Here is a 20,435-nt window from a genome sequence, read left to right on the forward strand (position 1 = left end):
GCTGCGGAAGGAAGGACGACGCGGTGGGGCACGACGACCTGGACTCTCGGGTCCACGACCGTGTCGCGTTGGACGAGATTGCGCTCTACGCCGAGGTGCTCACCGCCGTGGCAGTCAGTGAGCGGCGGCTGACCTTGGACGAACTCGACGACGCGCTCGGATTGCGGACTTCGGCGAGTCGCTGAAGAACCAACTCGATTACCAAGACCCCGGGGACCTAGTTCCCGGGGTTTCACATAACTAGTCAATCCTCGACTGGATCATCCGACTTACGGAGGAGGCCCTCCCGGAAGAGGGCTAGCCCGTTCAGGAGCGCACGAGGCGTGCGATCGCCGCCGACGCCTCCTTCACCTTCGCCTCGGCCTCGGGGCCGCCCGTGTTGATCGCGTCGGCCACGCAGTGCGAGATGTGCTCCTCCAGCAGCCCCAGCGCGACCGCCTGCAGAGCCCGCGTGGCGGCGGAGACCTGGGTGAGCACGTCGATGCAGTAGGCATCGTCGTCGACCATGCGCTGCAGACCCCGGATCTGGCCCTCGATTCGCCGCAGGCGCGTCAGATATGCCTGCTTGTCTCCGCTGTACCCATGCATGCTTCTACGGTACCCGTAAGGAGTATGGGCTAGCGGAGATCGGCGATGAGCTTCTCCCACTGCTCGGCCACCTCGTCGGCCGAATGGCGCACGGCGGTGTCGAGCGCACCGGCCGCCAGCGACCGCCGCCTGCGCTCGTCGTCGATCAACGCCAGCAGCGCCGCCGCGAAGAGCTGCGGGTCGCCCTCGGAGTCGGGCACCAGCACCCCGTTGTAGCCCGTCGCCACGAACTCCCTGGGCCCCCTGGCACCCTCGAAGGCCACCACGGGCACCCCGCAGCCCATGGCCTCCAGCACGGTCATGCCCAGGTCCTCGCTGCGCGAGGTGGTGGCCACGATGGACGCCTTGGCGAACTCGCCCGCCAGGTCGGGGGTCGTGCCCATGAAGTAGACGTGGTTGTGCAGGTTCAGCTCGCGCACCAGCGCGCGCAGCCGCCGCTCCTCAGGGCCGCCGCCGTACAGCCGCAGCCGCCAGTCGGGCCGCTTGTCGGCCACGATCGCGAACGACCTGATGAGCCGGTCGTACGCCTTGACCGGCACCCACCGGCCCCCGGCGGCCACGATCCGGTTGTCCATGCGCGAGCGCGGCCACGGGCCGCCCGGCAGCGCGTCCAGCACGCTGTGCACCACGGGCGTGTCGCCCAGGAGCCTGCTCCACTCCTCCTGCGCCGACTCCGTGGCCGTCACGACGGCGCTCAGGCGCGGATAGAAGCGTTTCACCGGCCCCGGCACCGCCGGCCTGCCCCACTCACGGGCGATCTTGATGGTGTCGCGCGGCGCGTGCCGGGCGGCCTGCACGCCGATGCCCGGCCTGGTCGTGATCAGCACGTCGGACCTGAGGTTGCGCAGCACCCGCCACAGCGCCACCTCCGTGCGCACCTGCCCGCGCGGCAGCAGGTGCCGCACGCCCGGCCGGACGTCGACCACGCTGCGCATGCTCACCTTGGGGCCGACGGGGAAGAACGGCTTCTCCTTCTGCCGCCGGACGCTGATCACCTCGACGTCGTGCCGCTCCGCCAGCGCCGTGGCCAGGTTGAGGGTGGCGCGTACGTCGCCCCGCATGGCGTACGCGGAGGGGAGCACCATGCTGACCTTCATCCGCCGACCTCGATCCGCAGCTCGTCATCGGCGGTGTAGCAGGGTTTGATGAGCACGCCGTCGACCCGGGCCGACGGGTAGTGCAGGCGGCGGCGCTTGCCGTCGACGTCGTCGAGCCGCGAGCCGAGCCGCAGCGCCGTGGGCACGCCCTCCACCTGGAGCGCCGGCTCCCACATGGCGGCGCCCTCGGCCTCCTCGGGGTCGGCGGCGAGCACGTCCACGAGGGAGACGGCCGCGTGGAAGCGCACGCCCTGCACCGTGGCCGTGGCCTTCAGGTGGGCGCCCGTCTGCCTGCGCTCCAGGGTCAGCACGGCCTCGTGGCGGGAGTCGTCGTCCTCCAGGCCGGTGTAGGCCAGCAGGCCCATCACCTCGAAGCGGCCCTCCCTGAACCAGATGGAGCGCACCTCGGCCACCGGCTCCGCGTCGGAGATCTTCAGCGCGAGAAAGCCGTTGCGCGTGCGGTACGAGCGGTAGGCGAGCGTGCGCCGGCACAATGCATACGCGTCGAGATGGTCGAGCGAGAACCCCGGATCGACGCTGCGCAGCCGGCTGCGCTTGCCGTCGTGGCGCAGGTAGGCGTCCCACCGGCCGGCGCTCAGCTCCAGCGGCGCCAGCGAGACGGCCAGCGTGGCCTCGCGCGCCCTCGCGCCTGGGCTGCCGAGCAGCACGTCGCGTTCCACCCCCGTGGTGCGATGCCGGAGAACGAGCTCGGTGCCGTCTTCCAGTGGTTCGTCGATGGCGAGTCGGAGGGAGAGCACGTCGGCCAGGGTGACTTCGGCGTCCGTGACGACGACGCCCATCACGAGCCCCCTCCCCGTCGAATAAGGCCATGCGACGTTGAGGTTACCGTGATTTTCCCGTTATGTGGATGCCGGATTTCTTGCGAGCACACGCGTTGACAAGCGAAACTCCTCCACACCAGGTGTGGAGGAGTCCGACATCTCCCGTCAGAAAGCGCCTTCTACGGACGTGATCCTCGTCAGGAGGCGCCCTTCACGGACTTGATCAGCAGCTGCGCCACGTCCACGACTTCCAGCGACTCCTTGGCCTCGCCGTTGTTCTTCTTCTCGTTGATCGCGTCGCCCAGCATCACCATGCAGAACGGGCAGGCGGTGGAGACCGTGTCGGGGTTGGTGGTCAGCGCCTCGTCCACCCGCTCGGTGTTGATGCGCTTGCCGATGCGCTCCTCCATCCACATGCGCGCCCCGCCGGCGCCGCAGCAGAAGCCGCGGTCCTTGTGGCGGTGCATCTCCTGCGTCTGGACGCCCGGCACCTTCGCCATGATGTCGCGCGGCTGCGAGTAGACCTTGTTGTGGCGGCCGAGGAAGCACGGGTCGTGGTAGGTGATCTTCTCCTCGATCGGCGTGATCGGGGTGAGCAGCCCCTCGTCCACCAGCTTCGACAGCAGCTGTGTGTGGTGCACGACCTCGTACGTGCCGCCGAGCTGCGGATACTCGTTGGCCAGCGTGTTGAAGCAGTGGGGGCAGGTGGCCACGATCTTCTTGACGCCGGCCTCGTTGAGCGTCTCGATGTTCTGCTGGGCCAGCATGTTGAACAGGTACTCCATGCCCAGCCGGCGCGCCGGGTCGCCGGAGCACGCCTCCATCGGGCCGAGCACCGCGAACTTGACGCCCGCGATGTGCAGCAGCTCCGCGACGGCCTTGGTGGTCTTCTTGGCCCGGTCTTCGAGCGCGCCCGCGCACCCGACCCAGAACAGGTACTCGGCGTCCTCGGGCATCTTGTCCTCGACCATCGGCACTTCGACGTGTTGTCCGTCCACGGAGGTGGCGAGCTCCTCGATCCAGTCGGCCCGCTTCATCTCGGACATGCCCCACGGGTTGCCCTTGTTCTCCAGGTTCTTCACCATCACTCCCGCCTCGGACGGGAACGACGACTCCACCATGACCTGGTAGCGGCGCATGTCGAGAATGTGGTCGATGTGCTCGATGTCCACCGGGCACTGCTCGACGCAGGCGCCGCAGTTGGTGCACGACCAGAGCACGTCGGGGTGGATCACACCCTCCTCGCCGACGAGCGGCTTCTCCAGCAGCGCCAGCACGTCGGTGTCCTTGTGCTCGACGCCCGCCTGGGCCGCCAGCAGGTACGGGGCCACCTTGAAGGCGTGGTCGCGCTGGTCGAGGATGAGCATCTTCGGCGACAGGGGCTTGTCGGTGTTCCACGCCGGGCACTGCGACTGGCAGCGGCCGCACTCCGTGCAGGAGTAGAAGTCGAGGAAGCCCTTCCACGTGGTGTCGCCGATCTTGCCGCGGCCCAGCCGCTCGGGGTCGAGGTCCTCGTCCTCGAAGTCGACCGGCTTGCCGTCGACGCGCATCTCGGGCGCGCCGCCCAGGCCGTCGGGGCGGCGCGAGAAGAGCACGTTCAGCGGCGCGGTGAAGACGTGCAGGTGCTTGGAGTTCACCACGATGACCAGGAACACCAGCATGAAGCCGATGTGCAGGAGCAGCGCGATCTCCTCCAGCAGCCCGCTGGCCGGCAGCACGTCGCCGAGCGCGAGCGAGACGAAGGCGCCCGAGGAGTAGGGGAAGTTGCCGTTGGCGGCGGCGGCGCCGCGGGCCAGGAAGAGCGTCCAGATGATGTTGAAGATCATGAACAGGACGAGCCACGCGCCGCCGAGGTGCGAGCCGGAGAAGCGGGAGCGGCGGCCGAGCGTCTTCGGCGAGTTCTTCACCCGGATGATCGCGAAGGCGACCAGGCCCAGCAGGCACGCGACCGCGATGAAGTCCTGGAGGAAGCCGAGCACCCCCCACGTCCCGATGAGCGGGATGTGGAAGTCGGGCGTGCCGGTGATCGCCCCCTGGATGATCGCGCCGTACGCCTCGATGTAGACGGTCAGCAGGATGAAGAACGCCCACATGACGAAGAAGTGCGCCACACCCGACGGTGTCCACTTGAGCAGCTTCTTCTGCCCGAACACCTCGACGAGCTGTGCCTTGATCTCGTCACCCACGTGCGTTCTGGCGTACTCGACGCGCTCGGGCGCGGGCGCGCCCACCGTGGCGAGCTTGAACAGGAACATGACCCTGCGGCCGGCCACGGCCACCGCCGCGACGGTCATGACCAGCCCGATGATGGCTACCCAGAGCACGGGGTCCTCCCACAGACGACGTTGACTGTCAGCGTACGGTCACCCGCTGCGCAGGCATGTGCCAGCAATCCTACCCACGAGTAACTTTACTGGGTTACGCGACATACCCTAAGGTCATCGCCATCTCCAGAACAATGCTCTATCCCGTGAAGTACCGCTGAATCGTCGGCGCCAGAATCTCCACCAGCTCGTCGTGGCTCGCACTGGCCAGGGGCTCCAGCTTGAGCACGTACCGGGCCATGACCACGCCCAGCATCTGCGCGAACGCCGCCTCGATCCGCAGGTGCGGCACGCCCAGCCGGTCGGCCACCTGGAAGATCAGCGCCGAGGTGAAGAATTCCCTGATCATCCCCACCGCCTGCTCGTTGCTCACGGCCGAGCGCAGCAGCGCCAGCATCGGCGCCCGCGTCTTCTCCTCGGCCGTCAGCCGCAGGAGCAGCCGCACCAGCCGCTCCCCCACCTCCTCGCGCGGGCCTTCGAGCAGCACCGGGAGGATCTGCTGAGGGTTGATCGGCAGCTCCATGGCCGCCGCGAACATGCCCTCCTTGGTCTCGAAGTAGTGATGCACCAGCGCCGGATCGACCTGGGCCTCCCGCGCGATGCCGCGTACCGTCGCCTTGTCGAACCCCTTCTCGGAGAACACCCGGCGCGCCGCGGTCAGGATCTCCCCGCGCGTGTCGGCCGCCCCGGGCCTGCGCCCGGGACGCCTTCTGTCTGTGCTCATCGCCTCGCTCCGTGAGGCGGCTCCATCGCCCGGACGCCGCCACTTTCTCGCGTCACCTGCCCACCGCCAGGACGCCGCCACTTCCTCGCGTCACCTGCCCACCGCCAGGTAGACCCGCATCGGCACGGACAGCACGCCCTCGGGGAACTCCGCCCGCAGCGCCACCCGCTGCCGCTCCACCACCTCGTCGGCGCGCTCGGCCGACAGCGCTGCCATGTACGAGTGCGAGCGCAGGTCGAGCAGGAAGTCGTCGATGCCGATCAGCCGGGTCCAGGGGATCCAGCGCTCCTCGATCACCTCGAAGGCCGCGGCGATCGGCGGCACCGACCACTGCTCGACCGCCGGCCCCCAGTAGGCGGGCACCTCCTCCGCCAGCCGCGCCTCGTAGGCGGCCAGCCAGTCGGCCTGCGCCGCGTGGTTGAGGTTCCAGCAGCCCACGATGGCGCCCTTCGGCCGCAGCACCCGCCGGGCCTCCGCGATCGAGGCCACCGGGTCCAGCCAGTGCCACGACTGCGCGTACGTCACCAGGTCGGCCACCTCGTCGGCCAGCGGCAGCGCGTTGCCGTCGGCCAGTAGAGCGCTCACGCGGGTGCCATTGGGGCGGCCCGCCTTGGAGACCAGGCGGGCCAGCATCGCCTCGCCCGGATCCACCGCGATCACGTGGGAGCCGCGCGCCCGCAGCGCGTGCGTCATGATGCCGGTGCCCGCGCCGACGTCGACCGTCGTGGCGCCGTCGAGCTCGACCCCGGACAGCTCGCTCAGCGCCCGGTAGACCTCGTCGGGATAGCCCGGCCTGGCCGCGTCGTAGGCGTCGGCCACCAGGTCGAACGTCCTGCCCAGATCCTTGATCGGTCCTGTGTTCATGTGGATGCCGCCAGGTGCAGCCTGGCGAAGGCCAGCCCTTCCGCCAGATCGTCGATCCGCTCGGTCCTGCTGGCCGCCTTGCGGGTGTTGATCTCCAGCACCACCAGGCCCGAGTAACCCGTGTTGGCCAGCCGCTCCAGCATCTGCGCGCACGGCTGGTTGCCCCTGCCGGGCACCAGGTGCTCGTCCTTGTTCGTCACGCCGACGCCGTCGGCCAGGTGCAGGTGCGCGAGCCGGTCGCCGAGCTTGACCGCCATCTCCATGGCGTCGGAGCCCGACACGGCGGTGTGCGACAGGTCGAGCGTGACCTGCGGGAAGTCGTGGTCGATCGGGTTCCAGTCAGGTGAGTACGGCACCACGTCGTTGCCCCTGGCCCGCAGCGGGAACATGTTCTCCACCGCGAACGTGACGTCCGTCTCGTCACGCATCCTGGCCAGCCCGCTCTCGAAGTCGCGGGCGTAGTCACGCTGCCAGCGGAACGGCGGATGGACCACGACCGTCGAGGCGCCGAGACGCTCTGCCGCCTTCTGGGCCTTGACCAGCTTCGCCCACGGGTCCCGGCCCCAAACGCGCTGGGTGACCAGCAGACAGGGCGCGTGGATGGCCAGAACGGGCACCTCGTAGTGGTCGGACAGACGCTCGATCACATCGATGTCCTGGCTCACCGGGTCGGCGCCGACCATGATCTCGACGCCGTCATAACCCAGGCGCGCGGCCAGCTCGAACGCGTCAGGAGTGCGTTCCGGATATACCGAGGCGGTGGACAATGCGATCTTCGCATTGGGCACGCGGATGACATCAGCCACGCTGCCAGCCTAAGCCGGAGAAGCCGATCTGGCGCGTCAGCCCCTAGCGTTAGGACATGACCCGGATAGCGAAAGGTGCGATCCCGAGCCCGAATATCTGGAACACGCCCCAGATCTACGAGCTGGAGAACCGCGCCGTCGACCCCGACGGCGCGGCCGACGCGGCGATGCGCGCGCTGCGCCCTTGGGACGGCGCCACCGTGCTCGACATCGGCTGCGGCACCGGTTTCCACCTGCCCGTCCTGGCCCGCGAGGCGGCCCGCGTGATCGGCGTGGAGCCGCACGGGGACCTGGCCGCGCTGGCCCGCCGCCGCTGCGCAGGCCTGCCCGGCGTGAGCGTGCACGCCGCCGCGGCCCAGGACCTGCCGCTGCCCGACGCCTCGGTCGACGTCGCCATGGCGCGCTGGGCGTACTTCTTCGGGCCCGGCTGCGAGCCGGGGCTGCGCGAGCTGACGCGGGTCATCCGGCGCGGCGGCGCCGCCTTCGTCGTCGACCTCGACGCCACGCGCGGCTCGTTCGGGCGCTGGTTCTCGCGCACCGTGCCCACGTACGCGCCGCGCGAGGTCGAGGCGTTCTGGCAGCGGCACGGCTGGCAGCGCCGCGAGCTCGACCTGCGCATGGTCTTCCAGCGGCGCGCCGACCTCGAAGCCGTGCTGCGCATCGAGTTCACCCCCGAGGTGGCCGAGCAGGCCATCGCCGAGACGCCCGGCCTGGAGCTGGCCTATCCGAACGTGCTGCGCTGGCGCTACTTCTGAGCCTTGACATTGACACCGACGTCAACGTTTACCTTGGAGACATGCGCATCGGTGAGCTGGCGGAACGCACCGGAGTGAGCACCCGCTCACTCCGTTACTACGAGCAGCACGGGTTGTTGCGCGCCCGGCGCGCCTCCAACGGCTACCGCACCTACAGCGAGGACGACGTCAAGCTGGTCTCCGAGATCAGGGCCCTGCTCCAGATCGGGTTCACGCTGGAGGAGACCCGCCCGTTCGTCGACTGCCTGCGCCAGGGCCACAGCACCGGCGGCTCCTGCGCCGAGTCGGTCGAGGTCTACGAGCGCAAGCTCAGCGAGATCGACCACGAGATCCGCGTGCTGCTCGCCCGCCGCGCCGAGGTGGCCGCCCAGCTCGCCCAGTCGTGCCCAGGTTGTTTCGTAAGGGGATGAAGATGATCACGCTGACCACCGACAACTTCGAGGAGCAGGTCCTCAAGAGCGACAAGCCGATCCTGGTCGACTTCTGGGCCGAATGGTGCGGGCCGTGCCGGATGGTGGCGCCCGTGCTGGAGCAGATCGAGAACGAGCACGGCCTGACGATCGGCAAGCTCAACACCGACGAGAACCCCGAGATCATGGCCCGCTACGGCGTCATGGGCATCCCGACGCTGATCCTGTTCGAGAACGGCGAGCCGGCCAAGCAGGTCGTCGGCGCCAAGCCGAAGCGCATGCTGGTCTCGGAGCTCGGCCTGGCGTGATCCGGTCGGGCGTGATCGCCGGTACGGCGTGATCGTCCCGGGCCTGTTCGCCGGTACGGCGTGATCGTCCCGGGCCTGTTTGTCGGTGCGAGCCGCTAGCCTGCACCACATGGCCAAGACTGCCCAGAAGCCCGGATACCGCTGCGCCGAATGCGGCTGGCGCACCACCAAGTGGGTCGGCAGGTGCGGAGAGTGCCAGGCGTGGGGCACGGTCGACGAAGAGGGCGCCAGAGCCGGCGTCAACGTCGTGCAGGCCGGGGCCACCACCGCTCCCGCCCTGCCCATCGGCCAGGTCAAGGCCGAGGTGGCCACCGCCCGCACCACCGGCGTGGCCGAGCTCGACCGGGTGCTGGGCGGCGGCCTCGTGCCCGGCGCCGTGGTGCTGCTGGCGGGCGAGCCCGGCATCGGCAAGTCCACGCTCCTGCTGGAGGCGGCGGCGCGCATCGCCGAGCGGGCCACCGTCCTCTATGTGACGGGCGAGGAGTCGGCGGCCCAGGTGCGGCTGCGCGCCGACCGCATCGGCGCCATCCAGGACCAGCTCTACCTCGCGGCCGAGACCGAGCTGTCGGCGCTGGTCACGCACGTCGAGAAGGTGCAGCCGCGGCTGCTGGTCGTCGACTCCGTCCAGACCATCGGCTCCGCGCAGGCCACCGGCGTGCCCGGCGGCGTGACGCAGGTGCGGGAAGTGGCGGCCAACCTCGTCCGCATGGCCAAGGAACGCAACATGGCCACCGTCCTCGTCGGCCACGTCACCAAAGAGGGCTCCATCGCCGGCCCCCGCACCCTTGAGCACCTGGTCGACGTCGTGCTCAACTTCGAGGGCGACCGCCACTCCAGGCTCCGCATGGTCCGCGCGATCAAAAACCGGTTCGGCCCCACCGACGAGATCGGCTGCTTCGACCTGCACGAGCGGGGCATCGAAGGCATCACCGACCCCAGCGGCCTGTTCGTCTCCCGGCGCAGCGAGCCGGTGCCCGGCACCTGCGTCACCGTCACCGTCGAAGGCACCCGGCCGCTGCCCGCCGAGGTGCAGGCCCTGGTCGCCCGCACCGACGCCCAGCAGCCCCGGCGCACCTCGTCGGGCCTCGACACCTACCGCGTCCAGATGATCCTCGCCGTCCTGGAGCGCCGGCTCAACGCCCGCCTCGGCGGCTGCGACGTGTTCACCGCCACCGTCGGCGGCATCAAGCTCGCCGACCCGGCCGTCGACCTGTCCGTCATGCTCGCCGTCGCCAGCGCCGCCGGCGACAAACCGCTCCCCCCGGGGCTGGTCGCGCTCGGCGAGGTCGGCCTGGCCGGCGAGCTGCGTCCCGTCAAGGACGTGCGCAGGCGCCTCACGGAGGCGGCCCGCCTGGGCTTCAAACGCGCGCTCGTACCGGCCGGCTCGCTGGAGGAAAGCGGCACCAGACGCGGCGGCCAGCGCGCCCTCGTGCCCGTCGGGCCGGTCGCGTTCGCGCCCGGCTTCGAGGTCGTCCAGGCGGAGAACGTCTGGGACGCTCTCACACACGTGACATGAGCGCGGCTAAGCTGAGGTGACCGATCGACACGGGGGTCAGGTGGATAGGAGTCTGGACGACCGCCGTCGCGAAGCCCTGGCCGCGGTAGCGCCGGGCACACCTCTGCGCGACGGCCTGGAACGGATCCTGCGCGGACAGACCGGCGGGCTGATCGTGCTCGGCTACAACAAGGTCGTCGAAGCGGTCTGCAGCGGCGGCTTCGAGCTCGACGTCGACTTCTCCGCCACCCGGCTGCGCGAGCTGGCCAAGATGGACGGCGCGATCGTCCTCAGCGACGACCACAAGATCGTCCGCGCCGCCGTGCACCTCGTCCCCGACCCCGCCATCCCCACCGACGAGTCCGGCACCCGCCACCGCACCGCCCAGCGCGTCGCCCGGCAGACCGGCCTGCCCATCATCGCCATCAGCAAGTCGATGCGCATCATCGCCCTCTACCTCGACGGCATCCGCTACGTCCTCGAAGAGTCGGCCGCCATCCTGTCGAAGGCCAACCAGGCCCTGGCCACCCTCGAACGCTACAAGCACCGCCTCGACGAGGTCTCCGGCACCCTGTCGGCCCTGGAGATCGAGGATCTGGTCACGGTCAGAGACGTCGCCGCCGTCGCGCAACGCCTCGAAATGGTCCGCCGCATCTCCGACGAGATCAAGGGCTACGTCGTCGAGCTCGGCACCGACGGCCGCCTGCTGTCACTGCAGCTCGACGAGCTGGTGGCCGGCGTCGACTCCGAACGCGAACTCGTCATCCGCGACTACCTCCCCGCCCCCGCGGGCCGCCGCCAGAAACGCCTCCTGGAAGCCCTGCACGAGCTCGACGCGCTCTCCGGCGCCGACCTCCTCGACCTGTCCGCCGTCGCCCACGTCCTCGGCCACAACGGCACTGACCAACTCGAAACCCCCGTCAGCCCGCGCGGCTTCCGCCTGCTCGCCAAGGTCCCCCGCCTGCCCGCCACCGTCGTCGACCGCCTGGTCAACCACTTCGGCGGCCTGCAAAAGCTCCTGGCCGCCAGCATCGACGACCTCCAGGCGGTCGGCGGCGTCGGCGAGTCCCGGGCCCGCAGCGTCCGCGAGGGCCTGTCCCGCCTCGCCGAATCCTCCATCCTCGAACGCTACGTCTGAAGCGACCGCGAGGGCTTTCCAGCCCCTCGCGCTCCCCGGCTCTTACCCAGCGACTCCTGCTTCCAGGAACGACCAGCGATCCAAGAGTGCCATTCACCGAGCATCGTCAGAGAACAGCCCGTCCCCTTGACGACCGCCCTCCTGGGCGATCTCGTAGACGACTCAGCCTCGTCCCGGAGGCACAGCATCAGGGCGAAGCCGGACGGCTTGAGGCAACGGTGTGGCAGGACCGCCGCAGGCGTCGTCAAAGGCCGATGAGCCGGACGCGATCCCCACACAGCCTGGCCATATCATCCACATCAGATGTCAGCATGGCCACTGGCCCGGGTTGACGTAGCGCCATCTCGGCGACCGTCGCATCGATCGCATGCTTATGGCCGTGCAGTCCTGCGGACTTGAGCAGTTGCGCCGATGCCTTCGCCGCGTCCTTCGTCACCGGCTCCACCTTGACGCTGGAGAGCGCCCACTGTAGCCGGGGCAGGTCCACCCGTTCGTGGCTGACCTCCACGATGGTGTTGGCGCCAACCACCATCTGAGCGCCCATGGCATGGAAGGTCTGGAACATCGCAAGAGTTTGGCGATGTTGCGCGATCCAGGCGGACAGTCCCTGGGAGTCGAGGACGACGGTTTCGATGTGCCCGATCACGCGGCGCTCGACGATCCGCTCGTGTCGGGGGCACCGAAGATCCGGGAGCGCGCCTGAGCCAGCTCTTCCTCGGTGAACTCTCCGTGCTCCTGCTGGTACCGCAGCAGGTCGGCGCCGAGGAGCTCGTGCCGAAGCTGACGGGCCACCGCCTCGGCGACATAACCGGAGATGTTGTCGGTGAGCTTTCGGAGCTCGGCGACCTGATCACTCGGCAGTGTCACCGTGATACGTACCGTATCCGCCATGCATGAAGCATACCGCCGTATGCGCGTCAGCCCGGCCGTGCTGGAACAGGAAGCACAGAGCGATCCTCACCCGTCACACTCCTGGTGCTAGCGCAGGTGAAAGACGCCCTTCTCGGTGCGCATCCTGCCCATCCGCGCCACCGCCACATAAGTCCCCGGCAGGGCCGCCGGAGGGGTGGAGCGGCAGTCGGAGCTGGAGCGCCGCCGGTCCCATTCCAGGGACCGCACGTACGGCACCCCGCGCTGCAGCTCCTTGATCTCCGTGCCCTCGCCGCTCACGCAGTCGGCCGTGGACCAGATGCGGTCGGCGCCCGAGGTGATGCGGATCTCCATGGCGCGCGGGCCCACGTCGGCGGTGCACATCACGGAGCCGGTGTTCACCAGGGTGACGAGGAAGGTGGGGTGGGCGGTACCGGCGTAGATCGGCTCCTTGCCGCCCTGGAGGCTGAGCACGAGGTCCTTCTCCTCGCACGGCTCACCCGGCCGCCTGGGCCGCTCCGACGGGCTCGCCTTGGGGGTGGGCGTGGGGGACGGGCTGGCGGTGCCCATGGCGAGCGTGCGCAGGCCCGCCAGCAGCGGGTCCACCGCCGGCGCGGTCTGGGCGCCCGTACTGGCGCCCGCGCCGGAGCTCGCGCTGGGTGAGGACTGCGCGCTGGACGAGCGTTCGGGGCCGCTGCCGCCGCTGGAGCACGCCCACGCCACAACGGCCACCACGACGAGCACCGCCACCAGTACGCTCATCCGGCGCCGCCAGTAGATGTCACCGCCGTCGCCACGCATCGTATCCGGGTCCATACAGCACAGGATGGTGAGCGGGCAATGACGGCGAGTGACGACACGCCGATGGATGCCATCTCCTGGAACGTCGGCACGCCAAGGGTTGTCATCGCCCCATACCCTTGACCGCGTGGTTGAGCCGAACGTCCTGCACACCGCCGTTCTCGACTGGTACGAGGACAACGCCCGCGACCTCCCGTGGCGGGCACCCGACGCGACCCCCTGGGGCGTGCTGGTGAGCGAGATCATGCTCCAGCAGACCCCGGTCGTCCGCGTCCTGCCCGTCTGGCACGAATGGATGGAACGCTGGCCCACCCCCAAGGCGCTGGCCGCCGAGCAGCCCGGCGAGGCCGTGCGCCACTGGGGGCGGCTCGGATACCCGCGACGGGCGTTGCGCCTGCACGCGTGCGCCCGCGCCATCACCGAGGAGCACGGCGGCGAGGTGCCGTCCGACCACGCGACCCTGCTCGCCCTGCCCGGCATCGGCGAGTACACCGCGGCCGCCGTCGCCAGCTTCGCCTTCGGCGGGCGGCACGCGGTGCTGGACACGAACGTGCGGCGGGTGTTCGCCCGCGCGGTGCGTGCCGAGGAGTACCCGCCGACCGCCACCTCGGCGGCCGAGCGGCGGCTGGCGGAGAGCCTGCTGCCCGAGCTGGGCGCCGCCCGGTGGGGGGTCGCGGTCATGGAGCTGGGCGCCCTGGTGTGCTCGGCCCGCTCCCCGCGCTGCGCCGACTGCCCGATCACCCACGTGTGCGCGTGGCGGCTGGCCGGCAAGCCGCCGCACGAGGGGCCCGCGCGCAAGGGCCAGACGTACGCGGGCACCGACCGCCAGTGCCGGGGCCGGCTGCTGGCGGTGCTGCGCGAGGCCCACGGGCCGGTGCCGAAGGCGGCGCTGGACGTGGTGTGGGACGACGCGGTGCAGCGCGAACGCGCCCTGGACGGCCTCGTCGCCGACGGCCTGGCCGAAGCCCTGGACGACGGCACCTACCGCCTCCCCCACGCCTGAGCCCCACCACGCCCCCGGCGCCCGCTCATGCCCGCCCCGTGCCAGCCCCGCTTACCCCCATCCGACCTCGCGCGACAGCGGCTGGGCGAGGATGGCGGCGGGCGCGAACGCGCGGGCCTGGTCGTGGCCGCCCACCGACGGGAGCGATCCGATCAGCGGCCGAGATCGGCCCGGATTCAGGCAACCCAGGGCGGCACGAGCCGCTCGGCGTCCTTCGGGGCCAGGTCGCAGGCGTCGGGCTCGGACACGCCGCCCGGGTTGTAGACCTGCGCCCCGGCCGGAGCCACCACGATCGACACGAAGCCGCGCTCGGCATCGGCGATCATCTGCCGGCTCACATCGGCGGGCAACACCATGGTGTCCCCCGCCCCCACCTCGTACCGTTCACCACCGAGCTCGACCACGGCACTGCCGTCGAGCCACGTCCACACCAGCTCGGCGTCGAACGCGTGCACCGGCCCCACCATGCCGGGCCTGGCATCCACCCGCCAGACGGCCTGCCCGGCGGAGCCCTGGGTGGGGGAGGCGAGGGTGGTCATGACCCCGTTCGGGGTCTCGATCCTGCGGGAGCCGGCTCCCAGAACAACACTCATCGACAATGCTCCTTTCAGGCGATCCACGGCGGGACGCCGAACTCGGCGCCGTCCGGCCCGTACGCCTTGGCGCCGGCCGGTGCGGTGACGACGGCGGTGTAGCCGGTGTCGGGGTCGGCCAGGACCCGCCGCACCGTGCGGGCGGGCATGATCACGGTGTCGCCGGCGGTGACGGTGTACGTCTCGCCGCCCAGCTCGACGGTCGCCGCCCCGGCCACCCAGCTCCACACCTGCTCGCTGTCGAAGTCGTGCACGGGCCCCGCGGCCCCCGGCTTGGCCTCGACCTTCCACAGGGACCGCGAGGCCCCTCCTTGCGTCGGCGAGGCGAACGTCGTCATGACCCCGCCGGGCGTCTCGGATCGCCGCGCGTCGGCGTCACGGATCACGGTCACGTCTCTGCACCCCTTAAGATAGGCAACTACGTTGTCCATATAGTTAACCAGGTTGTCTATCGTGTCAAGCTACGTCCCCGGTTTCGAGCTGCCGCTGCGCCTGCTGCTCGCGTTCAGGCTGTTGATCGACGAGCTGCACACCGAGCTCGGCAAGCAGGGCCATCCGGACCTCAGGCCCATGCACGGGTTCGTCATGCAGGCGATCGGCCCGCAGGGAACCACCGCCGTCGAGCTCGGCCGTACGCTGGGCGTCTCCAAGCAGGCGGCGGGCAAGACCATCGAGACGCTCGAGCGCATCGGCTACGTCGAGCGCACCACCGACCCTCAGGACACCCGCCGCAAGATCGTCCGCCTGACCCCGTACGGCATGGACGCCCTCGACCGCTCGGCCCGCATCTTCGACGCCCTGCGCACCCGCTGGGCGGCCGAGCTCGGCGAGGAACGGCTGCGGGCACTGGAAGCGGACCTGCGCAGGATGACGCCCGGCAACCCCTGGCGGCTCGACATGCCGGGCTGGTTCGGCAACCTCTGACGGGACGCCACCGGGAGCATGACCCGCCCGGTGCGCCCCGCTTCAGGAAAGTCGTGATCCCCCGCCGGACCGCGTTCAGGCGGCGAGCTGCAACCCCAGGCTGGTCAGGTTCGTACGGGCCCAGTCCAGCTCCTCGGCCAGCATCGACACCAGCGCCCCTGGCCCCTTGGCCCGGCCGGGGACGAGCAGGTTGTGCGTCTCGACCTCGATGTGCGCGCTGCCGTTCACCGCGCCGGACAGCATGGCCGTCAGCGTGTCCTGGAGCACGGCGCCGGTGCCGGGGACCTCGCCGGTGTGGTTGTGCACGTGGCCGAGCTTGACCACGGGCGCGCCGGCCTCGGCCAGGCCCTTCAGGGCCGCGCCCGGCTCGCCGGCGTCGCAGGCCAGGTGGCAGGCGTCGAGGCAGACGCCCAGGTGCTCGGAGTCGATGCCGCACACGCGCTCCAGCGCCTGCTCGGTCGTCTCCAGCACGCAGCCGGGCCACGGCTCGAAGCCGACCCTGATCGTCTTGCCGGTCGTGCTGTAGATGCCGCGCAGCTCGCGGGCCAGCCGCTCCAGCCGGCGGGTGGCGATGGCGTGCAGGTCGGCGGGCCAGTCGCGGCGCCAGCCGATCGGGATCGTCGAGATGCTGCCGAACCGGACGTCCTCCGGCAGCAGGAACGCGAGGATCTTGGCCAGGGCCATGGTGTAGCGGTAGCGCTCGGGCTTGGCCCAGTCGGGGCCGGGGACCTCCTGGTTGCGGCCGCCGGTGCCGTTGAGGCTGACGACCTCCAGGCCGCGCTCCTCCAGGGAGCGGCGCAGGCGGACGAGCTCGATCCGGTCGGCCGTGAGGTGGTCGGCGACGCTCGGGGACAACCACAGCCCGATGCCCATCCGCTCGACGCCCAGCCGCTTGCGCACCGGCACCGCGTAGCGGGTCAGGTGCGCGATGAGGTTCTCCAGGTCCTCAGCGGGGTGGACGCCTGCGTTGTAGGCGAGGTGAACGAGCGTTCCGTCATCGTGACGCAGGCGCATCGGTTTCCTCCAGGGCTTGCATTAGTGTTCCCGTCGCCCGCCTCGGACGTGCGAACCATGTGAGCATGCCTCCGAGGCCGTGGCACGCGCGTCCGCCCTGAGTTGACTTCCAACTACTCCCCAGGGAGCAGGCCCCCAGCTTGGGAGCATGCTCTTGTGCCTCACTTGGATGAGACTTGGCGAAGCTCTACGCAGTGTAGTACTACTCGCGGTGGTGGTATACCCGCTCACCCAACAATTACGCAACGACGGCAACCTTCTCACTTCTTCACATCGCGGATGTGAAGATCGCCGAAGATGCCGTACGTGCCGCTCACGACACCACCCGGCGGCCGTCGGACCACCATGGACGTCGTCGACCCGCGGGGTCCCGCAAGCCGTCGTCGGCGTTCTCAGGGCCACCGCGAGCCTCCTCAGCCTGGATCGCCCGTACACCCCTTATGACTGAACAGCTCGCCCTTTTGTGACAGATCCCAGCTAGTCGGGCGCGGCGCCCCCGGCCTTCAGCTCTTCGGACAGCAGCCGCAACAGGCCGGGCAGCCGGCGCTCGATGTCCTGCCTGGGCAGCGAGACGGCGCTGCCGTTGCCGTGGTCACGCTGGACGATCAGCCCCGCCTCGCGCAGCACCCGGAAGTGATGCGTGCGCGTGGCCTTCTTCACCGGCAGGTCGAACGAGCCGCAGGCCCGCTCCCGGTCCTCGGGATCGGCCGCGAGCTCGGCGACGACGCGCCGCCGGGAGTCGTCGGCCAGCGCGTGGAACACCTTGCCCAGATCCATGGCTCCCTCCTAGGTACGACTTGCATCGTACCTGAGGAGGTGGCTAGCGTTGGGAGGTATGAAGATTGTCGTACCTGAAGGGGACGGGCCGGTCGGCATCTACGGCTTCGCCCGCCCGAAGCCCGAGCGCGCCGACGAGCTGGAGCGGCTGCTGCTGTCGTTTGTGGCGCCGACCAGGGCCGAGCCCGGCTCGATGCAGTACCAGGTGCACCGCGACCAGGCCGATCCCAGCACGCTCGTGTTCTACGAGCTGTGGCGGTCGCCGGACGACCTGCGCGCGCACCTCGCGCGTCCCGAACTCGCGCACTTCCAGCAGCACCGCATGGACTACTTGCGCGAAGACCTGGAGATCCACTGGCTGACGCCCCTCAGCGCGGCCCCCTGAACGGCGGGCCCCCGAACGGCGGGCCCCCGAACGACCGGCCCCCGACGGCTGGACCCCGAAACGCGGAAAGCCCCCGCGGGAGGCGCTGTGGCCTCACGCGGGGGCTTCCCCCAGACCCAGGGTCAGTTCTGGATCGGAGCGGCGATCGCGGCAGCCGAGTCGGGGATCTTCGAGGCGGACTCGCCCTTGAAGATGAACTTGGCGTTGTCGCCCTCGCCCTCGACCGTGACCTTCACGACCTGGCCGGGCCGGAGCTCGCCGTAGAGGATCTTCTCCGACAGCGAGTCTTCCAGCTCGCGCTGGATCGTGCGCCGCAGCGGCCGGGCGCCCATGACGGGGTCGTAGCCGCGGTCGGCGAGGAGCTGCTTGGCCTCGGGCGAGACGTCGAGCCCCATGTCGCGGTCCTTCAGCCTGGCGTCGACCTGGGCGAGCATCAGATCCACGATCTTGATGATCTCGTTCGGCGTCAGCTGGTGGAAGACCACGATGTCGTCGACACGGTTGAGGAACTCGGGCCGGAAGTGCTGCTTGAGCTCCTCCTGGACCTTCGCCTTCATCCGCTCGTAGTTGGACTCGGTGTCGTTGGACTTCGCGAACCCGACCCCGATGCCCTTGGAGATGTCACGGGTGCCGAGGTTGGTGGTCATGATGATGACCGTGTTCTTGAAGTCGACCACGCGGCCCTGGGCGTCGGTCAGGCGACCGTCTTCCAGGATCTGCAGCAGCGAGTTGAAGATGTCGGGGTGGGCCTTCTCGATCTCGTCGAACAGGACCACGGAGAACGGCTTGCGCCGCACCTTCTCGGTGAGCTGGCCGCCCTCCTCGTAGCCGACGTAGCCGGGAGGCGAGCCGAACAGCCTGGAGACGGTGTGCTTCTCCATGAACTCCGACATGTCGAGGCTGATCAGAGCGTCTTCGTCGCCGAAGAGGAACTCCGCCAGAGCCTTGGACAGCTCGGTCTTACCGACACCGGAGGGGCCGGCGAAGATGAACGAGCCACCGGGACGGCGCGGGTCCTTCAGGCCGGCGCGGGTGCGCCGGATGGAGCGCGACAGGCCCTTGATGGCGTCGTCCTGGCCGATGATCCGCTTGTGGAGCTCGTCCTCCATGCGGAGCAGGCGCTGCGACTCCTCCTCGGTCAGCTTGAAGACCGGGATGCCGGTGGCGGTCGCCAGGACCTCGGCGATGAGCTCCTGGGTGACCTCGGCCACGACGTCCATGTCGCCGGCCTTCCACTCCTTCTCCCTGCGCTCGCGCTTGAGCTGGAGCTGCTTCTCCTGGTCGCGGAGGGCAGCCGCCTTCTCGAAGTCCTGCGCGTCGATCGCGGACTCCTTGTCGCGGCGCACGTTGGCGATCTTCTCGTCGTACTCGCGCAGGTCCGGCGGAGCGGTCATCCGGCGGATGCGCATCCGGGAGCCGGCCTCGTCGATGAGGTCGATCGCCTTGTCGGGCAGGTAGCGGTCGCTGATGTAGCGGTCGGCCAGCTGCGCGGCGGCCACCAGCGCGTCGTCGGTGATGGACACGCGGTGGTGCGCCTCGTAGCGGTCGCGCAGACCCTTGAGGATCTCGATCGTGTGGCTGAGTGAGGGCTCGGCCACCTGGATCGGCTGGAAGCGCCGCTCCAGCGCCGCGTCCTTCTCCAAGTACTTGCGGTACTCGTCGAGCGTGGTCGCGCCGATCGTCTGCAGCTCGCCGCGGGCCAGCATCGGCTTGAGGATGCTGGCGGCGTCGATCGCGCCCTCCGCGGCGCCCGCACCCACGAGCGTGTGCAGCTCGTCGATGAACAGGATGATGTCGCCGCGCGTGCGGATCTCCTTGAGCACCTTCTTCAGGCGCTCCTCGAAGTCACCGCGGTAGCGGGAGCCTGCCACCAGGGCGCCGAGGTCAAGCGTGTAGAGCTGCTTGTCCTTCAGCGTCTCGGGCACCTCGCCCCTGACGATCTTCTGCGACAGGCCCTCGACGACGGCGGTCTTGCCGACGCCGGGCTCGCCGATGAGAACGGGGTTGTTCTTGGTCCTGCGGGACAGGACCTGCATGACCCGCTCGATCTCCTTCTCACGGCCGATGACCGGATCCAGCTTGCCCTCGCGGGCGGCCTGGGTCAGGTTACGGCCGAACTGGTCGAGCACCAGGGAGGTCGACGGCGCCGACTCCTGCGGACCGCCCGCCGCGGCCGGCTCCTTGCCCTGGTAACCGTGGAGCAACTGGATGACCTGCTGCCGGACACGGTTGAGATCAGCTCCAAGCTTGACCAGCACCTGGGCCGCCACACCCTCACCCTCGCGGATGAGCCCGAGCAGGATGTGCTCGGTGCCGATGTAGTTGTGGCCCAGCTGCAAAGCCTCACGGAGCGACAGCTCGAGGACCTTCTTGGCCCGCGGGGTGAACGGAATGTGCCCCGACGGAGCCGACTGGCCCTGGCCGATGATCTCCTCGACCTGCTGGCGCACACCCTCAAGGCTGATGCCGAGGCTCTCCAGAGCCTTGGCGGCCACGCCCTCACCTTCATGGATCAAACCAAGAAGAATGTGCTCAGTGCCGATGTAGTTGTGGTTGAGCATCCTGGCCTCTTCCTGGGCCAAGACGACAACACGCCTCGCTCGGTCGGTGAACCTCTCGAACATCTCGTCGCTCCTCACAGAGCGGTCAGTCAGGCCGGTAAATCCGGTCCCGTCCTCCCGCATGCTAGCCCTGGCTCGGCGAACCGTGCCCACTGCCGCTGACACGCTCTATATCAGAGACGTTCCCCGAGAGCAGGGCGTTCACCCTCCATCCAA

General features: G+C 69.6%; 24 protein-coding genes. 9 read left to right on the forward strand and 15 right to left on the reverse strand.

The annotated features are described in order from the left end of the window. The first annotated feature begins 23 nt into the window (after positions 1 to 23). Positions 24 to 185, forward strand: a complete 162-nt coding sequence (locus tag KIS93_RS30605; RefSeq protein ID WP_020540796.1) for a hypothetical protein — start codon at positions 24 to 26, stop codon at positions 183 to 185. Between the two features lie 121 nt (positions 186 to 306). Here the strand turns inward: KIS93_RS30605 and KIS93_RS30610 are convergent, their stop codons facing one another. The 7 genes from KIS93_RS30610 to KIS93_RS30640 all read right to left on the reverse strand — a co-directional run bounded on the left by KIS93_RS30610 (position 307) and on the right by KIS93_RS30640 (position 7,185). Continuing rightward, entirely contained in the window at positions 307 to 588 is a 282-nt protein-coding gene (locus tag KIS93_RS30610; RefSeq protein ID WP_080044376.1) for a metal-sensitive transcriptional regulator, read from the reverse strand. A 29-nt stretch (positions 589 to 617) separates the two neighbouring features. Continuing rightward, positions 618 to 1,685: a glycosyltransferase gene (locus KIS93_RS30615; RefSeq protein ID WP_080044375.1), complete on the reverse strand. Its 1,068-nt coding sequence runs from the start codon at positions 1,683 to 1,685 to the stop codon at positions 618 to 620. Next, positions 1,682 to 2,485, reverse strand: coding sequence for a hypothetical protein (locus KIS93_RS30620; protein ID WP_080044374.1), 804 nt, complete (start codon positions 2,483 to 2,485; stop codon positions 1,682 to 1,684). Before KIS93_RS30620 ends, KIS93_RS30615 begins: the two co-directional genes overlap by 4 nt. A 179-nt stretch (positions 2,486 to 2,664) precedes the next feature. Continuing rightward, positions 2,665 to 4,791: a (Fe-S)-binding protein gene (locus tag KIS93_RS30625; RefSeq protein ID WP_080044373.1), complete on the reverse strand. Its 2,127-nt coding sequence runs from the start codon at positions 4,789 to 4,791 to the stop codon at positions 2,665 to 2,667. 139 nt (positions 4,792 to 4,930) lie between these two features. After that, positions 4,931 to 5,515, reverse strand: a complete 585-nt coding sequence (locus KIS93_RS30630) for a TetR/AcrR family transcriptional regulator (RefSeq protein ID WP_080044372.1) — start codon at positions 5,513 to 5,515, stop codon at positions 4,931 to 4,933. Positions 5,516 to 5,605: 90 nt separating this feature from the next. Then, positions 5,606 to 6,379, reverse strand: coding sequence for a class I SAM-dependent methyltransferase (locus tag KIS93_RS30635; RefSeq protein ID WP_230465729.1), 774 nt, complete (start codon positions 6,377 to 6,379; stop codon positions 5,606 to 5,608). Then, positions 6,376 to 7,185 carry a sugar phosphate isomerase/epimerase family protein gene (locus KIS93_RS30640; protein WP_080044371.1) on the reverse strand — a complete coding sequence of 270 codons (810 nt, stop codon included), beginning with the start codon at positions 7,183 to 7,185 and terminating at the stop codon, positions 6,376 to 6,378. Before KIS93_RS30640 ends, KIS93_RS30635 begins: the two co-directional genes overlap by 4 nt. A 56-nt stretch (positions 7,186 to 7,241) precedes the next feature. Here KIS93_RS30640 and KIS93_RS30645 point away from each other — a divergent pair, with 56 nt between their 5' ends. The 5 genes from KIS93_RS30645 to disA all read left to right on the forward strand — a co-directional run bounded on the left by KIS93_RS30645 (position 7,242) and on the right by disA (position 11,291). Next, positions 7,242 to 7,940 carry a class I SAM-dependent methyltransferase gene (locus KIS93_RS30645; protein WP_080044370.1) on the forward strand — a complete coding sequence of 233 codons (699 nt, stop codon included), beginning with the start codon at positions 7,242 to 7,244 and terminating at the stop codon, positions 7,938 to 7,940. Positions 7,941 to 7,981: 41 nt separating this feature from the next. Further along, positions 7,982 to 8,350 carry a MerR family transcriptional regulator gene (locus tag KIS93_RS30650; RefSeq protein WP_080044369.1) on the forward strand — a complete coding sequence of 123 codons (369 nt, stop codon included), beginning with the start codon at positions 7,982 to 7,984 and terminating at the stop codon, positions 8,348 to 8,350. Positions 8,351 to 8,352: 2 nt separating this feature from the next. Continuing rightward, positions 8,353 to 8,658: a thioredoxin gene (trxA, locus tag KIS93_RS30655; protein WP_206068565.1), complete on the forward strand. Its 306-nt coding sequence runs from the start codon at positions 8,353 to 8,355 to the stop codon at positions 8,656 to 8,658. 109 nt (positions 8,659 to 8,767) lie between these two features. Next, positions 8,768 to 10,174: a DNA repair protein RadA gene (gene radA / locus KIS93_RS30660; protein WP_080044367.1), complete on the forward strand. Its 1,407-nt coding sequence runs from the start codon at positions 8,768 to 8,770 to the stop codon at positions 10,172 to 10,174. 40 nt (positions 10,175 to 10,214) lie between these two features. Then, the gene (gene disA, locus KIS93_RS30665; RefSeq protein ID WP_155128884.1) at positions 10,215 to 11,291 is read left to right on the forward strand and encodes a DNA integrity scanning diadenylate cyclase DisA; all 1,077 of its coding nucleotides are present in this window, start codon (positions 10,215 to 10,217) and stop codon (positions 11,289 to 11,291) included. 244 nt (positions 11,292 to 11,535) lie between these two features. On the opposite strand, the gene KIS93_RS30670 is transcribed toward disA, so the two are convergent. The 3 genes from KIS93_RS30670 to KIS93_RS30680 all read right to left on the reverse strand — a co-directional run bounded on the left by KIS93_RS30670 (position 11,536) and on the right by KIS93_RS30680 (position 12,977). Further along, entirely contained in the window at positions 11,536 to 11,937 is a 402-nt protein-coding gene (locus KIS93_RS30670) for a DNA-binding protein (protein WP_080044366.1), read from the reverse strand. Then, positions 11,934 to 12,182, reverse strand: coding sequence for a type II toxin-antitoxin system CcdA family antitoxin (locus KIS93_RS30675; RefSeq protein WP_080044365.1), 249 nt, complete (start codon positions 12,180 to 12,182; stop codon positions 11,934 to 11,936). The genes KIS93_RS30670 and KIS93_RS30675 overlap by 4 nt, the downstream gene beginning before the upstream one ends. Positions 12,183 to 12,269: 87 nt before the next feature. Next, entirely contained in the window at positions 12,270 to 12,977 is a 708-nt protein-coding gene (locus KIS93_RS30680) for a hypothetical protein (RefSeq protein ID WP_230465728.1), read from the reverse strand. A 229-nt stretch (positions 12,978 to 13,206) separates the two neighbouring features. Between KIS93_RS30680 and KIS93_RS30685 the strand changes: the two genes are divergently transcribed. Further along, on the forward strand, positions 13,207 to 13,965 hold the full coding sequence (locus KIS93_RS30685; protein ID WP_418115100.1) for an HhH-GPD family protein: 759 nt from the start codon (positions 13,207 to 13,209) through the stop codon (positions 13,963 to 13,965). 176 nt (positions 13,966 to 14,141) lie between these two features. Here the strand turns inward: KIS93_RS30685 and KIS93_RS30690 are convergent, their stop codons facing one another. After that, a complete protein-coding gene (locus KIS93_RS30690) occupies positions 14,142 to 14,558 on the reverse strand; it encodes a cupin domain-containing protein (RefSeq protein ID WP_080044364.1) in 417 nt (138 codons plus the stop codon). Between the two features lie 14 nt (positions 14,559 to 14,572). Then, a complete protein-coding gene (locus KIS93_RS30695; RefSeq protein ID WP_080044363.1) occupies positions 14,573 to 14,950 on the reverse strand; it encodes a cupin domain-containing protein in 378 nt (125 codons plus the stop codon). A 61-nt stretch (positions 14,951 to 15,011) separates the two neighbouring features. Between KIS93_RS30695 and KIS93_RS30700 the strand changes: the two genes are divergently transcribed. Next, positions 15,012 to 15,482: a MarR family winged helix-turn-helix transcriptional regulator gene (locus KIS93_RS30700; protein WP_080044362.1), complete on the forward strand. Its 471-nt coding sequence runs from the start codon at positions 15,012 to 15,014 to the stop codon at positions 15,480 to 15,482. Positions 15,483 to 15,557: 75 nt separating this feature from the next. Here the strand turns inward: KIS93_RS30700 and KIS93_RS30705 are convergent, their stop codons facing one another. Further along, complete coding sequence (locus tag KIS93_RS30705; protein WP_080044361.1) at positions 15,558 to 16,496, reverse strand: sugar phosphate isomerase/epimerase family protein; 939 nt, start codon at positions 16,494 to 16,496, stop codon at positions 15,558 to 15,560. A 477-nt stretch (positions 16,497 to 16,973) separates the two neighbouring features. After that, positions 16,974 to 17,273, reverse strand: coding sequence for an ArsR/SmtB family transcription factor (locus KIS93_RS30710; RefSeq protein ID WP_080044360.1), 300 nt, complete (start codon positions 17,271 to 17,273; stop codon positions 16,974 to 16,976). Between the two features lie 58 nt (positions 17,274 to 17,331). Here KIS93_RS30710 and KIS93_RS30715 point away from each other — a divergent pair, with 58 nt between their 5' ends. Further along, positions 17,332 to 17,658, forward strand: coding sequence for a putative quinol monooxygenase (locus tag KIS93_RS30715; protein WP_080044359.1), 327 nt, complete (start codon positions 17,332 to 17,334; stop codon positions 17,656 to 17,658). A 122-nt stretch (positions 17,659 to 17,780) separates the two neighbouring features. On the opposite strand, the gene KIS93_RS30720 is transcribed toward KIS93_RS30715, so the two are convergent. Further along, positions 17,781 to 20,282, reverse strand: a complete 2,502-nt coding sequence (locus tag KIS93_RS30720) for an ATP-dependent Clp protease ATP-binding subunit (RefSeq protein WP_080044358.1) — start codon at positions 20,280 to 20,282, stop codon at positions 17,781 to 17,783. Positions 20,283 to 20,435: the final 153 nt, after the last annotated feature.

The sequence above is a fragment of the [Actinomadura] parvosata subsp. kistnae genome, assembly GCF_900323885.1.
In the GTDB taxonomy this organism is placed as follows: Bacteria; Actinomycetota; Actinomycetes; order Streptosporangiales; family Streptosporangiaceae; genus Nonomuraea; species Nonomuraea composti.